Origin of the sequence: Ramlibacter agri (genome assembly GCF_012927085.1) — a bacterium.
Taxonomy (GTDB): Bacteria; Pseudomonadota; Gammaproteobacteria; order Burkholderiales; family Burkholderiaceae_C; genus Ramlibacter; species Ramlibacter agri.
The window spans coordinates 905,974-919,719 of sequence record NZ_JABBFX010000001.1 but is presented as its reverse complement, the minus strand read 5'-3'; the positions used below and the strand labels follow the sequence as shown (position 1 = coordinate 919,719).

At 68.7% G+C, this 13,746-nt stretch carries 13 protein-coding genes; 6 read left to right on the top strand and 7 right to left on the bottom strand.

Annotated elements, in window-relative coordinates:
- Window positions 1-67 precede the first annotated feature (67 nt).
- The 6 genes from HHL11_RS04420 (at window position 68) to HHL11_RS04395 (ending at window position 4,953) form a co-directional block, all read left to right on the top strand.
- Complete coding sequence (locus HHL11_RS04420) at window positions 68-520, top strand: MarR family winged helix-turn-helix transcriptional regulator (RefSeq protein WP_169417225.1); 453 nt, start codon at window positions 68-70, stop codon at window positions 518-520.
- A gap of 33 nt (window positions 521-553) precedes the next feature.
- Window positions 554-973, top strand: a complete 420-nt coding sequence (locus tag HHL11_RS04415; protein WP_169417224.1) for an organic hydroperoxide resistance protein — start codon at window positions 554-556, stop codon at window positions 971-973.
- 71 nt (window positions 974-1,044) lie between these two features.
- Entirely contained in the window at window positions 1,045-2,121 is a 1,077-nt protein-coding gene (locus HHL11_RS04410; RefSeq protein ID WP_169417223.1) for a DUF2855 family protein, read from the top strand.
- A gap of 22 nt (window positions 2,122-2,143) precedes the next feature.
- The gene (locus HHL11_RS04405) at window positions 2,144-3,148 is read left to right on the top strand and encodes a serine/threonine protein kinase (RefSeq protein WP_169417222.1); all 1,005 of its coding nucleotides are present in this window, start codon (window positions 2,144-2,146) and stop codon (window positions 3,146-3,148) included.
- A gap of 120 nt (window positions 3,149-3,268) precedes the next feature.
- Window positions 3,269-4,234, top strand: a complete 966-nt coding sequence (locus HHL11_RS04400; RefSeq protein WP_169417221.1) for a tripartite tricarboxylate transporter substrate binding protein — start codon at window positions 3,269-3,271, stop codon at window positions 4,232-4,234.
- A gap of 5 nt (window positions 4,235-4,239) precedes the next feature.
- The gene (locus tag HHL11_RS04395) at window positions 4,240-4,953 is read left to right on the top strand and encodes a molybdate ABC transporter substrate-binding protein (RefSeq protein ID WP_169417220.1); all 714 of its coding nucleotides are present in this window, start codon (window positions 4,240-4,242) and stop codon (window positions 4,951-4,953) included.
- A gap of 9 nt (window positions 4,954-4,962) precedes the next feature.
- Here HHL11_RS04395 and HHL11_RS04390 read toward each other — a convergent pair whose 3' ends face one another.
- The 7 genes from HHL11_RS04390 to HHL11_RS04360 are packed head-to-tail and all read right to left on the bottom strand — an operon-like array spanning window position 4,963 to window position 13,581.
- Window positions 4,963-5,679, bottom strand: a complete 717-nt coding sequence (locus tag HHL11_RS04390) for an energy transducer TonB (RefSeq protein WP_169417219.1) — start codon at window positions 5,677-5,679, stop codon at window positions 4,963-4,965.
- A gap of 1 nt (window position 5,680) precedes the next feature.
- On the bottom strand, window positions 5,681-10,291 hold the full coding sequence (locus HHL11_RS04385) for a PilC/PilY family type IV pilus protein (RefSeq protein WP_169417218.1): 4,611 nt from the start codon (window positions 10,289-10,291) through the stop codon (window positions 5,681-5,683).
- Window positions 10,292-10,316: 25 nt separating this feature from the next.
- Window positions 10,317-10,973 (bottom strand): pilus assembly PilX family protein, encoded by a 657-nt coding sequence (locus HHL11_RS04380; protein ID WP_169417217.1) that lies wholly within the window; start codon window positions 10,971-10,973, stop codon window positions 10,317-10,319.
- Window positions 10,970-12,112 carry a PilW family protein gene (locus tag HHL11_RS04375; RefSeq protein ID WP_169417216.1) on the bottom strand — a complete coding sequence of 381 codons (1,143 nt, stop codon included), beginning with the start codon at window positions 12,110-12,112 and terminating at the stop codon, window positions 10,970-10,972. The genes HHL11_RS04380 and HHL11_RS04375 overlap by 4 nt, the downstream gene beginning before the upstream one ends.
- Window positions 12,087-12,497: a type IV pilus modification PilV family protein gene (locus HHL11_RS04370; RefSeq protein ID WP_169417215.1), complete on the bottom strand. Its 411-nt coding sequence runs from the start codon at window positions 12,495-12,497 to the stop codon at window positions 12,087-12,089. The genes HHL11_RS04375 and HHL11_RS04370 overlap by 26 nt, the downstream gene beginning before the upstream one ends.
- Window positions 12,494-13,099, bottom strand: coding sequence for a GspH/FimT family pseudopilin (locus tag HHL11_RS04365; protein ID WP_169417214.1), 606 nt, complete (start codon window positions 13,097-13,099; stop codon window positions 12,494-12,496). Before HHL11_RS04365 ends, HHL11_RS04370 begins: the two co-directional genes overlap by 4 nt.
- Window positions 13,093-13,581: a type IV pilin protein gene (locus tag HHL11_RS04360; protein ID WP_281068643.1), complete on the bottom strand. Its 489-nt coding sequence runs from the start codon at window positions 13,579-13,581 to the stop codon at window positions 13,093-13,095. The genes HHL11_RS04365 and HHL11_RS04360 overlap by 7 nt, the downstream gene beginning before the upstream one ends.
- Between the last annotated feature and the right edge of the window lie 165 nt (window positions 13,582-13,746).

Below are 13,746 nucleotides of genomic sequence, written 5' to 3'. Positions count from 1 at the left end.
CTGCCGCCCCACGGGCGGCATGGTGATTGAATTGCGCGCAATTCAATTTTCAGCTACATTTCCAGCCATGGCGACGCCGCGCACCCTCTCCCCGGACCAGGCCCTGCTGCTGGACAACCAGCTGTGCTTTGCCTTGTATTCGGCGTCGCTGGCCATGACCAAGCTGTACAAGCCGCTGCTCGACGAGCTGGGCCTCACCTATCCACAATACCTCGTCATGCTGGTCCTGTGGGAAGGCGACGGGCTCATGGTGTCCGAGCTCGGCCAGCGGCTCAGCCTCGACTCCGGCACGCTGACGCCGCTGCTCAAGCGGCTGGAAGTCGCCGGGCTCATCAGCCGCTTGCGCGACGTGCACGACGAGCGCCGCGTCCACATCCACCTCACCGCCGCCGGCCGCAAGCTGAAGGCACGCGCAGCCAAGGTCCCGCACTGCCTGCTCGCCGCCAGCCAGTGCTCGGTGCCGGAGCTGGTGCAACTCACCCGCCAGGTGCGCGCGCTGCGCGACCGGCTGGCCGCCTGAACCTTTTCCCCCAACCACCACCAAGGAAGATCCATGCCCACCGCACTCGACAAGGTCCTGTACACCGCCAAGGCCAAGACCACCGGCGGCCGCGACGGCCAAGGCCGCACCGACGACGGCCGCCTCGAAGTGACGCTGTCCTCGCCCGGCGGCGCCGGCAAGGGCACCAACCCCGAGCAGCTGTTCGCCATCGGCTACTCCGCCTGCTTCATCGGCGCCATGAAGGCCGTCGCGCCCAAGGTCGGCGTGCAGGTGCCGGCCGACGCCACCATCGACGCCGAAGTCGACCTCGGCCCCACCTCGCTGGGCTATGGCATTTCCGTGCGCCTGAACATCGCGCTGCCGGGCCTGGAGCGCGCCAAGGCCGAGCAGCTGGTCGCCGAAGCGCACAAGGTCTGCCCGTACTCCAACGCGACCCGCAACAACATCGACGTCAAGATCAACGTCGCCTGATCGACTTTTCGTTTCCACGCAAGCGGCCGGACCCGGTTGATCGGGCCGGCCGTTTTCTTTAGGGTGTGATCATGAGCACCACCACCCTGCTGGTCCGCAAGGACCGCCTCGCCGAAGCGAAGCTCGCCACCACCGAAGACCAGCGGCTCGCGCCGGGCGAGGTGCGCGTGCGCATCGAGTCCTTCGCGCTCACCGCCAACAACGTGACCTACGCCGCCTTCGGCGCGGCCATGCACTACTGGGATTTCTTCCCGGTGGCCGAGGAAGGCTGGGGCGTGGTCCCGGTCTGGGGTTTCGGCACGGTGGTGCATTCGCAGTGCCCGGGCGTCGCGGTGGGCGAGCGGCTCTACGGCTACTGGCCGATGGCGAGCGCCGTCGTGCTGCAGCCGCAGCGCCTGACGGAGAACGGCTTCGACGACGGCAGCGCGCAGCGCGCGCCGCTGCCCGCCGTCTACAACCGCTACATGCGCTGCAACCGGGACCCCTTCCATGCCGTGGGCAGCGAAGACCTGCAGTCCGTGCTGCGGCCGCTCTTCACCACCGCCTGGCTGCTGGACGACTTCCTCGCCGACAACGACTTCTTCGGCGCCCGCACCATCCTGTTCTCCAGCGCTTCCAGCAAGACGGCCTGGGGCACCGCCTTCCACCTGCGGCAGCGGCCCGGCCTCACGTTGGTTGGCTTCACCTCCGCGCCCAACCGCGCCTTCTGCGACAGCCTGGGTTGCTACGAACGCGTGCTCGCCTACCAGCAGCTGGCGCAGGCGGAGGGCGACATGCCTTGCGTGTACGTGGACTTCTCGGGCGACGCCGGTTTCCGCGCCACGGTGCACCGGCACTTCCCGCAGCTGCGCTACAGCAGCGCCGTCGGCGGCACGCACGTCGGCCACCTGGGCGGCGCGGGCGAACTGCCGGGCCCGCGGCCGACGCTGTTCTTCGCGCCCGAGCAGGTGCGCAAGCGCCAGCAGGACTGGGGCGCGGCCGAATTCGGCAAGCGCGCCGTCGAAGGCTGGCAGGCGATGGTCTCGCAGGCCAGCGGCAAGATCACCTTGCAGCATCACGCGGGCTCCGAGGCCGCGCTGCGCGCGTGGCACCGCATGGCCAACGGCGACACCGATCCCGCTGTCGGCCATATCGTCAGCATGCGGTGAGCGTGGGCGGCGACAATGCCGCATGTCCGACAACCGCCACCCGTACGAGTCACTCACCCCCGACGTGGTGCTGGATGCCCTCGCCGATGTGGGGCTTTACGGCGACGGCCGCCTGCTCGCGCTGAGCTCCTATGAGAACCGCGTCTACCAGGTGCACCTGGAGGACGCGTTCGAAGGCAGCGGCGTCGTGGTGGCCAAGTTCTACCGCCCCGGCCGCTGGAGCGACACGCAGGTCGGCGAGGAGCACGCCTTCGCCGCCGAACTGCAGCTGGCCGAAGTGCCGGTCGTGGCGCCGCTGGCGCCGCAAGGCCGCACGCTGCACCACCACGCCGGCTTCGCCTTCAGCGTCAGCCCGCGCCGCGGCGGCCGCGCGCCCGAATTGGACGACGGCGAGGTGCTGGAGTGGATCGGGCGCTACCTGGCACGCCTGCACCAGGTGGGCGCGCAGCGCGCCTTCCAGGAGCGGCCGGCGCTGGACCCCGCCACCTTCGGCGCCGAGCCGCGCGACTGGCTGCTGGCGCACCAGGCGATTCCGCTGGAAGTGGAGCGGGAGTGGACCGAGGCCTGCGACGCCGCGCTGGCGCTGGTGCACGCGGCCTTCGCCAATTCGCAGGAAGCCGGCGTGCGCCGGATCCGGCTGCATGGCGACTGCCATCCGGGCAACATCCTGTGGACGCCCGATGCCGGCCCGCATTTCGTCGACCTCGACGACGCGCGCACCGGGCCGGCGGTGCAGGACCTGTGGATGCTGCTGTCCGGGGAGCGGTCGCAACAACAGCGCCAGCTGGGCGCACTGCTCGATGGCTACGAGCAACTGCGCGAGTTCGATCGCGCGGAGCTGGCGCTCGTCGAGCCGCTGCGCACGCTGCGCCTGCTGCATTACAGCGCCTGGCTGGCGCGGCGCTGGGACGACCCGGCGTTCCCGCTCACCTTCCCTTGGTTCGGCACGCCGGACTACTGGCGCGGGCAGGTCGTGATGCTGCAGGAGCAGGCAGAGGCGATGGAGGAACCGCCCCTCGTCGCCTGAGTCCGCCGGCCTTCCAGGTTGCCGTTCGTAACGTTATGCAACCATTCATCGGGAAAACTCTCTCTTCGGGCCCGAAGTGTGCTTCGTAGCATGCTAACAAACCACAAGGAGGATCTCCCGATGTTGCGCCGTACCCTGGTGGCTGCCGTCCTGGCGGCCACCGCTGCTTTGGCCGTCGCCCAGCAGCCTTATCCCACCAAGCCCGTCACCATGATCGTGCCCTTCCCGCCCGGCGGGCTGGCCGACGTCGTGGGCCGGCCGGTGGCCGAGGCCATGAGCCGCGAGCTGGGACAGCCGGTCGTCGTGGAAAACCGCGCCGGCGCCGGCGGCGGCATCGGCATGGCTTATGTGGCCAAGGCGCCCGCAGACGGCTACACGATCCTGATGTCGCTGTCCTCTTTCACCGTGCTGCCGGAGGCGGACGTGATCATCGGCCGCTCGCCGCTGTACAAGCTCGATTCACTCAAGCCCATCGCCCGCTTCACCGCCGATCCCACCGTGCTGGCCGTGCGTGCCGACGCCCCCTGGAAGACGGTGAAGGACTTCGTCGAGGACGCCAGGAAGCGTCCGGGCGCCATCAACTACGGCTCGTCCGGCAACTACGGCACCATGCACGTGCCGATGGAGATCCTGGCGCAGAACGCCGGCATCAAGATGACGCACGTGCCCTTCACGGGCGCCGGCCCCGCGGTCGTCGCGCTGCTCAGTGGCCAGATCGACGCCGTCTCCACCGGCCCGGCCACCGTGCTGCAGCAGGTGAAGGCCGGCAAGGTCCGCGTGCTGGCCCACTGGGGCAACGGCCGCCTGGTCACGCTGCCCGAGGTGCCTTCGCTGAAGGACTCCGGCTACGACGCCGAATACGCGCAGTGGTCCGGTCTGTTCGTGCCCGCGAACACGCCCGATGCGGTGGTGCAGCGGCTGCGCGCCGCTGCCCGCACGGCGGCCAATGATCCCAAGGTCAAGGAAGTGATCCTCGGCGCCGGCAGCCCCATCCTGTACCAGGATACGCCCGAGTTCGAGAAGTACGTGCAGGCCGACGCCCGCAGGATGGCCGACGTGGTCAAGAAGATCGGCAAGGTCGAATAGGACTGATGCCCGAAGCTCGCATCCTCCAGATCCTCAGCGGCGGCGCCGCCCACGGCCTGGTCCGCAAGCTCCAGCCGGCCTTCGAAGAAGAATATGGTTGCCGGCTCGCCGGCAGCTTCGGCGCCGTCGGCGCGATGCGCGACCAGCTGGTGGCTGGCGCGCCCTGCGACCTGCTGATCCTCACCGAATCGCTGATCGCCGACTTGTCCGCGCAGGGCCATGCCGTGGGTGCGACCTCGCGCCCGCTCGGCGTGGTGCGCACCGGCATCGCGGTGCAGCTGGGCGCGCAGGAAGCCGACCTCTCCTCGCCGGCGGCGCTGAAGGCGCTGCTCGAACAGGCCAGCGCCATCTACATGCCGGACCCGGCCAAGGCCACCGCCGGCATCCACTTCATGAAGATGCTGGCCGGCCTGGGCCTGGCCGCGGCTGTGGCCGCGAAGCTGCGCACCTTCCCCAACGGCACCACGGCGATGACCGAACTGGGACGCTCGCAGCAAACCGGCGCCGTGGGCTGCACGCAGGTGCCCGAGATCCTGTCCACGCCGGGCGTGAAGCTGGCCGGCCTGCTGCCGGAACCCTGGGGGCTGGCGACGACCTACAGCGCCGCGGTCTGCAGCCACGCCGCCGAGGCGACGCTGGCCGTGCACCTGATCGGCGCGCTCACCGCAGCGGAAGCCGCGGCCACGCGGCGCGACTGCGGCTTCGACCCCGCGCGCTGAAGCGCGCTTTCAGGACGAGGGCCCGTTGGCCGTGCCCGGGCTGTGCAGGCCCGCGGGCGTGCCCAGCGTTCCCGCTGCGGGCGCGCCGCGCCCGGGCGCATGGAATTCCAGCTGCAACTTGACGCGGGATCGCACCGGCTTGCGATCGACCTCGCCCGGCTTGAAGCGCGCGCCGACGAAGGTCTCCGAAATGGCCCGCACGAATTCCGGCGGGACATCGGGCGATTCGAGCTGCACGCGGCGCACGAGTCCCGTTTCGTCGATGAACAGGGCGACGTCCACCTGGAGGTCCACCACGCCGGCGACGTTCGCGGGGAAGGGAACGTCCAGGTCCATCGGGGCCACCGGCGCCACCGTGAGCAGCTTGCGCGGCAGGTAGGGCGCCTCGCCGGGGACCAGGGCGTCACCCTCTTCGCGGGCCGCAGGCGCCGGCGGTGGCGGCGGGGCCGAACGGGCTTCGCGCTGCAGGAGGGGCGCTGGTGCCGGAGCGACGATGGCCGGTACAGGCTCGGCCAGGGGCGCCGCAACCGGGCGCATGGCGGCTGGCGCCGGCTCGGCGGGCCCTGCTTCGGCCGCAAGCGGCGGCGCCGCAATCCAGCGCACCTGGAAATCCTGGACGGGCCCGCCTCGAGGGCCGGCAGGCCCGCCTTGCACCTGGGTCAGGAGCACGCCATGGGCCAGCAGGGCCAGCCCGGAGGCCACCCACAGGCCCTGGCGCCGCTCCATGTCACTCCACCAGTTCGCGCCAGGACGTGCGGCGCAGCGAGTTGGTGGCGGTGCTCGGCGAGCCGACCACCGATTGCAGCGTGCCGTCGCTTCGCGTGATGATGGTCACCACGCTGCCCGCCGCCGCGCCCGTGGTCAGTTGCACCAGCGTCAAGCCCTGGATCATCACGTTACCCACGTAGTTCGCCACCGAGGTGCCGGTCCCGATGTCGAACTGGTACAGGAAGGACTGGCCGCCCACCGTGCAGGCATCGCTGCTTGGCAGGTTGGAGCCGACAAACAGCGTGGTCAGCGCCAGCTGCGGGTTCACCGAGACGCGCTCGCCGGCGGGCAGGTCGGCGTACCAGCCCTGCTTGGCACCCCAGTCCACCGGGTTGCTCGTGCTGGTGCGGGCGGTGCCGCTGGCCGTGATCGTCTGCGTCACGAAGTCGGAGCGGCTGCGCACCACGCCCAGCGCCGTGTTGGTCAGCGGATCCTTGATCGCGTAGACCGATTGCACGCTGCTGTCCGTCAGGTCGGTGGTGCCGAGGTACTTGCCGGTCGCCACGTAAGCCACCGGGTACTTGCTGCCGTTGTAGTTCACCTCCGCCAGCGCCGGCTTCACGGTGATCGGCTGCGCCGTGCCCGTCGGGCCGGTCAGCTGCGCCAGCCGCAGGGCCGCGCCGTTCGGCTGGACCTGGTTGTCCAGGTCGAAGCGCCACAGGTTGCCCAGCAGGTCGCCGCCGTAGAAGCGCTTGGCGGTGTTGACCGTTTCCGAATCGATCCAGGGGTTGATGTGCGCCAGGCCGCTGGGCGTGCTGGTGCTGCCGGCCGGCGTGCTGCCGCTGGAGAACGTCTGGATCTGCGTGATGAGCGCACCGGTATTGGCATTGACCACGAACATGCGGCCGTTGCCGTCGCCCGGGCTCACGTTGTTGTAGCCGGAGCCGAACACGACCACCCAGGTGCCGTCGGTGCGCTTGGTGATCACCGGGTTGCCGTAGGTCAGGCCCAGGTTGTTGTCCGTGAACTCCCACAGCAGCTTCGGGTGGGCCGGGTCGGTCATCTCCAGCGCGTAGTAGCTGCGGCCACCGTCGTTGAGGCCGCCCACGACGATGGTCTTCCAGTGCGGGCCATTGCCGTCGCCGTCGTCGGCGTAGATATCGCCGATCTGCGGCGAGCCATCGACGAAGTAGGTGTGGAAGTTGGAGTAGCTCGTGTCCGCCAGCTTGTACAGGTTCGGCAGCACGGCCGTCGGCACGAAAGCCCACAGCTCGTTGCCGCTGGTGCGGTCCAGGGCGTGCAGCATGCCGTCGTTGGCAGCCGCCAGCACGACGGCGGTCCGGGTCGCGTTCGCGCTCACGTAGGACTGGTAGGCGTTCTCCGTGTACTTGAAGCCCGGCTTGCCGACGAACAGGGGCGAGGCGTTGATGATGTCGCCCAGCAGGTTGTCGCGTTGCCGGTAGTAGGTGCCCAGGGTCTGGTCGCCGCGCAGGTAGCCCACCAGGTTGGTGCCGGTGTTGGCCGTGGACTGCTGCGCCGTGGTCAGCGACGGGCACTGCTGCGGCGTCGCGCCGGCGTTGGCGCCCGTCTTCGAGCAGAAGTTGTCGAAGTAGCTGTTGTAGCTGTCCGCCTTCAGGTTCGCGTACGTGAAGGCACGCAGCGCCTTGCTGTTGCCCGGGGACGAGTAGTAGATCGTCCGGCCGGTCGGCGTCATCGTGTCCAGCTGCGTCTTCGCCGACCAGGTCGGGTTCTGCGAGATCAGGCCGGTGACCGGGTCGATCTTGAACGACAGCACGTCGCCCACCCACTTCTGCGTGGTGAACTGGGCTACGTAGATGTCGTTGTCGCCCTGCACCGGCTGCAGCGAACTGGTGGACGCCGCGGACGCCGCGCCGGTGATGGCCTTGATCGAATCGAGCGCCGAGTTCAGGCTGTTGGCCAGGGCCGTCGGGTTGCCGGCGCTGAAGTACTGCCCGCGCCCGTTGACGGCCGCGTGCCAGAGGTCGTCGATGTTCTCCGGGCCGCCGCCGTTGGAGGTGTTCTGCGGCGTGGGCCAGTTCTTGGCGCCGTTGGTGATGTCGAAGAAGTCGCCCGACAGCTGCGTCAGGTAGCTGGGGTCGTAGCGCAGCAGGCCGCTGGCGCCCAGGCCCAGCGTGAACGTGGTCATGTGCTGCCAGGAGGCCGAGTCGCCGTAGGAGTGCGAGGCATCGCTGACGTTGCCCGGCACGTTGTTCGTGCAGACGTCACCCTTCGTGCCGTCCGCGCGCGCGCCGCCCGTGCAGTTGCCGAGCGCGGTCGTGCGCAGGTCCGACATGTAGTAATACATGGCGACGTCGGCCAGCGTGTCGAGGGAGCCGCCGCTGGTGGACTGGCCCGTGTTGGAGGAGTGCGTGCTCTCCGTGTTCGTGGTCGACGGCCCGAAGGTGATCGTCAGGGTGCCGGTGGCGGTAGTCGGCCCGGTGGTCGTCGGCCCGGTCACCGTCGAGACCGTCGACGTGGTAGTCGTCGCCAGGGCCGCCGGCGTGGTATTCGCCGGTGCGGTGCTCACGCAGCTGCCGCTGAACGCGGCGCTGCCCGAGTTGATCCAGGTGGTGGTGCCCGTGGAGGTGGTCGTGTTGGACGACGGAGTCACCGTCGGCGTGCTGTTGGTCGTGCTGGTGCTCGTCGCGGTCACGCTGCTCTGCGAGCCCGCCGTCGTGGTGTCGGACACGGTCACCCCGTTCACGACCTTGAGGATGCGGGTGTAAGGCGTCGTCGTGGTGGTCGTGGTCGTGGTCGCCACGGAACTGACGGTCATCGTCGTCGTCGAGGAGTTGACGACCGTGGTGAGGTACGTGTCCTGCGTCTGGCGCTGCTTCGACGCGACGCCCTGGCCCACCGAGCAGCTCGCTGCCCCGGTCGTCCGGACCTGGAGGGTCATGCCGCTGCTCGGGCTGCTCGGGCGGCTGCCGGTGGTGGACGGATAGGTGAAGGTCGTCCCGCTGGTGACGGTGGCCGTCACCGTGCCGGAATAGCCGTTGACAGTAGTGCCGGCGGTCTGGGTGATCACCAGGGTGAGCGTGGTGCCGACCGGGCCCATCCCCGCGGTCGAAGGGACGGTCACCGTGACGGTATAGGGTGAGGTGTTCGCCGGCCGCACGACCGAGGTCGTCGTCACCGTCGGGACCAGCGAGTAGAGGTACTGTTCGTAGCCCTTCGTCGGCGTCTGCGTGTTGGTGCTCTTGTTGACCGAGGTCGTGGTCGTGGTCGGCTGGGCGCTCTTGGTCACCGTGACGGCCGTGATCGTCCACGTCTCCGTGGTGGTGGCGGTCACGCTGCCGCCGTCGAACATCGGACGCAAGGTGGCGCCGCCGTCCTGCTGGCCGACGTTCGTCGAGTTGTCCATCTGGTAGGGGCCGTACTTCGGCGCGCTCGTGCGCTCCCAGCCGGTGTTCCAGTAACCGTCCGTGGACAGGATCGTGAAGTTGCGCTGGCAGGAATACAGCATCGGGTCATCCGTCGATGCCTGCTGGTATGCCTTGGTCGCGAAGTACTGGCCGGCCTTGGCCAGCGCGCCCCGCAGCGGGGTGCTGGAGTTGGGGGTGGCGGCGTTCAGCGCGGTGTAGAACTTGCCCTTCTGCGTCGCGTCGAAGTCCCGCACGCTCAGGAAGTTGGTGCCCTCGGCCGCGCTGTACGTGCTGATGGTGCTGTAGCCGACCCGGTAACGGTTGTCCACGCCCTTGAAGGCCAGGGTCATGGCCGTCTGCATCATCTGTATTCGCGTGTTGTAGTACTGGTACCAGTTGGCGTAGTTCTGCGCCTCCGTGGATGTCGGCAAGACGTAGACCCGCTTGAAGACGTTGCTGCCCGGAGTGGTCCCGATCGTGCTGGCGCACTCCTTGTAGAAGTCGGTCGTGGTGATCACGCCGCTGCTGGTGTACGTGTAGCCCAGCTTGGTCTGCGTACCGACCGTCGTGTCGTACGTGAAGTAGGTGTTGGGCGAACCCTCGGCGATGGTGCCCGAACTCAGCGACGTGCCGATCGTGTAGCTCGCGGTGCCCGACAGCGTGTTGCTGCTGGTGTTCCGGCTCGTCACCGTTCCGATAAAGAACTGGGTGGACGTGCCGTAGACCGTGATGACGTCGCCGACGTTGAAGTTGCTGATGTTGTTGCCCTTGACCGTGAAGTTCGCGGCAGTGCCGGTGGTGCCAGTCGGCCAGGTGCTCGTGGAGCTCAGCGAAGTCGTGACCCCATAGCTGTTGCTCCGGTTGTAGCTGCTGTTCGGCGCCAGGATGCTCGTGTCGCCCGAGGTCACGGAGGTGCCGGTGCTGCTCACCGGCACGCTGTAGGTCACCGTCGGGTCGTAGGCCACGCCGTTGCACTGCGAGGACATGAAGCCATACTGGCCGTTGCCGCCGCCGCTGAAGTTTCCCGCATCGTCCGGCAGGTAGTTCCACGCCATGGACCCCGAGTCGTCCAGGATGAACATGATGTTCGGCTTGACCGACACGTTCGACGAAGTGAACAGCGGCGCGGTGGAGATGTCGGTGACGCCGGCAAACACGGGGGCGCAGGCCAGCGCGAGCAGGCCGCACGCCAGCCGGAAGGCGCCGCGCAGCCGGGCGAGGAGGGAGAGGTCCGCGAACTTCATGGGTGGGCCTTTCGGGCTGTCGCGCTCAGAAGTGGACGAGCGATTCGGTGTACGTCACGGCGCTGCGGGGTCCTTCCACGCGCACGACGACCCGGTAGTAGGGGCCCATGATCGCGGCGCTGATCCGGCCACCCGGGTTCAGTTCGCCGCGCTCGAGGGCCGTCGATGTGGCGGCGGACGCGGGCCGCACGCACAGGTTGGTGCCGCTGGGGGCACCGGTGTTGTCGCACAGCCGGGTGATGACCCACTGCACCTTGTTGCCGTTCACGGCGGTGCCGGTCTTCGCCAGGGTGTCGCAGGTGGCATACGTGCCCGAGGCCGCGCCGTTGCAGTCGCCGTCCCAGTTGACCAGCGACAACGGCGTGGCGGCGGAGGAGTGGTTGCCGGTCGGGTCGAGCTTGTCGATGCTGCTGGCGTAGTAGCCGTTCGACGGGTCGCTCGAGTCCAGCGTGTTGCCGGTGACGTTGGCCTGCAGCCAGGCGATGGCCTGTTCCGCGGCCGGCGCGCTGGACGCCAGCGTGTCCTGCTTCATGCCCAGGTTGCCCATCACGAGGGTCCCGGTGTCGACCGAGCGGGTCAGGGCCACCGCGCCCAGCGCGAGGACCACGAGCGCCATCAGCGCGAACAGCAGCGAAATGCCGCGTTGCGCGACGCGCCTGGAGGGAGAGTGCACGCGCTTCATGAGTTCCACAGCAGGTTGCGCAGGGGCACGATGGTTTCGAAGACCTTGTAGCGGTAATGCTTCCAGTCGGTCAGCGTGTCGAGCTTGATCGTCATGCACTGGCTCGTGCCGCAGGCCGTGCTGCCCGCGACGGTCGCGGTCAGCGCGCTGCCGACGTCCCAGCTGATGTTGTTCATCGTCGGGCAGTTGCCCGTGCCGGCGGTGTCGTCGCACTTCTCGTACTGCTGGCTGCGGGAGACCACCGCCAGGCGCACCGCGATCACCTGCAGCCAGCCCGCATTGGTGGTCGGCGTCACGTTGTCCCAGGTGTCCACCATGCCGTCGCTGTTGGTGTCCTTGCCGTACAGCGCCTGCAGCTGCACGATGTTCGGGTACAGCTCCGTCGCCGCGCCATAGGACGGCACGGCCGTCGTCGCATCGACCTTCAGCGTCTGGGCCACCAGCGCGTTGTTGGCGATGCTGTAGGTCGCGTCGATCGGAACTCCCATGTTCAGCAGGACCGAACCGTCGCTGTAGCCGGCGGACGGTTTGTTGGCCGCGTTCCACTTGCCGTCATCGACGCGCGAGACCGTGGGCGCCGAACCGGGGTCCGCGCTCACCTGGAAGATCTCGCAGGCCGAGCCCGCATTCGAGGCCACGATGATGTCGCCGGCCGCGATGCCCCGCACGCTGGACACGGGGAAGCTGGCGTTGCCCGCCGTGTAGCCGGGCGCCACCACCCGCAGCGGGATGGAGTACGAGGTTTTGCCGCTCGCCAGGATCCGGATCGAGTCGGGCGCGCCGGACGCGCCGTCCGTGATGACGACGGGCGCCAGCGAGGTCGGGAAGTTGGGCAACGTCGCCGTGACGGAGTTGCCGCTGAAGGTGCCGGTGAGCGTGCAGCCGATGACCGACGGCGTGGCCGCGAAGCCGTAGCCGGCGGGCATCACCGCGCGCTGCAGCGATCCCAGGGCCAGCGCGCCGTTGACCTGGGCGTCCGAGCCCGAGGCGACAGTGCGCTTCTGGCCTTCCCAGTTCACCAGCACCTGCGTGACGGCAAGGCTGGCCAGCAAGCCGATGACCACGCCGATCATCAGCTCGATCACCGTGAAGCCGGCCTGGCGCCGGCGGGCATCAGCGGACGGCAGTACTGACCGCATGGGTATGGGTTCCTTCCGCGCTGGTGGTCCAGGTGACGGTGAGCGCCACGTCACCGGAGGAGGTGGCGCTGATGGTGGCCGCGCCGCCCGGCAGGCCGGTCTGCACCTTGGCCAGCCAGTCCTTGCACGGGTTGTAGCTGGCGCAGTTGGCGGAGTCGTAGCTGGCGACGTGGGAGCGGTCCGCCCACATGGCGCCCATCAGCTGGGCGCCGAGGTAGACGGCATCGGCACGCAGCTTGGCGGTGCCCTGCGCGCGGGTCATCGCCGCCTGCAGGCCGACCAGCCCGATGATGCCGAAGGCGAAGATCAGGATCGCCACCAGGGCCTCGATCAGCGCGATGCCGCGCTGCCTGGGCCGGTTACGGGATGGAGTGGCTCGTCTCATGGTGTGCAGGCCCGCGGGTCCGGGGAAGCGATCCCCCTGTCGCACATGCGGATGCTGCCGCTGGTGCTGATCTGGATGCGCAACTGCCGCGCCGACGCATCGGCGTGGGTCACGTCGATGTTGGCGAGGGTGCCGGTGCCGACGCGCTGGCCGTAGCCGTTGAAGCTGACCGAGGTGGCGGCCGTCGAACCGTCCGTCTGGGTGCCTGCCACCGAGATCAGGGCCGCCGCGTTGCCGGGGCCGTAGGTCTGGACAATCCGGGGCGCGTCCGTGGGCGAGGGAGCCGTCGCGCAATGGCTGGTCGGGTCGTCCAGGCTCACCACCCAGGCTCCCGACGTGGAGGACAGCGCGCAGGTATCGTCAGGCGCGGCCGTGGTATTGGGCGACACGAGCCAGAAGGTCACCACCTTGTTGCGCTTGATGGCTTCGGCGCGGGCGCGCTGCAGGCCGGTCTGCGCGTTTTCCGCGACGGTCCGCACCTTGGTGGAGTTCATCCAGTCGCTCATGCTGGGCAGCGCCATGGCGATCAGCAAGCCGAGCACCGACAGGGTCACCATCGCCTCGACCAGGTTGAAGCCGCGCTGGCGCACAGGGTTCAGCACTCGGTGCCCTTCATCAGCCAGCAGTTCTTGCCGCTGACGCTCGCGCCCTTGAACTGGGTGGTCGTCTGCAGGTTGTCCTGGTTGACCGTGTAGACGTGGCCGACCGCCTTGGCCGCACTGCCGGTCGCGGTCAGGATGTAGCCGGGGACGGTACCGGTGTTGTTGACCGTGCAGCTGTAGGTGAAGTACTTGGCGCCCTTCGGCACGAAGTTGCTCCAGCCCGGTGCGTTCGTCCCGTTGGCGCAGGCGCTGCCGTTGGTGGTGCCGTAGTTCTTGTAGTCCTGGAAGTACTGCTCCATCTTCACGCGGTAGTCGGACAGGGCCGCGGTGGCTTCCGGCAACTGGCCGCGGCGGATGTAGTCGGTATAGGCCGGGTAGCCGATCGAAGCCAGGACCGCGACGATGGCCACGGTCACCATGAGCTCGATGAGCGTGAAGCCTGCGGCGGCGGCACGGGGACGGGCGATGGCGGTCAGGGACAAGGTTCTGCTCCAGGATTCATGGACTTGGAGGGGATGCTAGACACCCCGACCACCCCCTTTCCAACCCCATATGCCAAGCGGTCAAGAGGGGATGATGAGCGGCGGAGGCTTGTCGCAGCCGTGACTGAGCGGTGCGAAAGGCGACCCGAGCGGCGTAGGGGCCGT

What these genes read in the sequence shown, in the direction of transcription:
- HHL11_RS04380 (WP_169417217.1), bottom strand. Translation starts at nt 10,973, where the DNA reads ATGAAGCGCGTGCACTCTCCCTCCAGGCGCGTCGCGCAACGCGGCATT.
- HHL11_RS04415 (WP_169417224.1), top strand. Translation starts at nt 554, where the DNA reads ATGCCCACCGCACTCGACAAGGTCCTGTACACCGCCAAGGCCAAGACC.
- HHL11_RS04405 (WP_169417222.1), top strand. Translation starts at nt 2,144, where the DNA reads ATGTCCGACAACCGCCACCCGTACGAGTCACTCACCCCCGACGTGGTG.
- HHL11_RS04420 (WP_169417225.1), top strand. Translation starts at nt 68, where the DNA reads ATGGCGACGCCGCGCACCCTCTCCCCGGACCAGGCCCTGCTGCTGGAC.
- HHL11_RS04410 (WP_169417223.1), top strand. Translation starts at nt 1,045, where the DNA reads ATGAGCACCACCACCCTGCTGGTCCGCAAGGACCGCCTCGCCGAAGCG.
- HHL11_RS04390 (WP_169417219.1), bottom strand. Translation starts at nt 5,679, where the DNA reads ATGGAGCGGCGCCAGGGCCTGTGGGTGGCCTCCGGGCTGGCCCTGCTG.
- HHL11_RS04395 (WP_169417220.1), top strand. Translation starts at nt 4,240, where the DNA reads ATGCCCGAAGCTCGCATCCTCCAGATCCTCAGCGGCGGCGCCGCCCAC.
- HHL11_RS04370 (WP_169417215.1), bottom strand. Translation starts at nt 12,497, where the DNA reads ATGAGACGAGCCACTCCATCCCGTAACCGGCCCAGGCAGCGCGGCATC.
- HHL11_RS04400 (WP_169417221.1), top strand. Translation starts at nt 3,269, where the DNA reads ATGTTGCGCCGTACCCTGGTGGCTGCCGTCCTGGCGGCCACCGCTGCT.
- HHL11_RS04385 (WP_169417218.1), bottom strand. Translation starts at nt 10,291, where the DNA reads ATGAAGTTCGCGGACCTCTCCCTCCTCGCCCGGCTGCGCGGCGCCTTC.
- HHL11_RS04375 (WP_169417216.1), bottom strand. Translation starts at nt 12,112, where the DNA reads ATGCGGTCAGTACTGCCGTCCGCTGATGCCCGCCGGCGCCAGGCCGGC.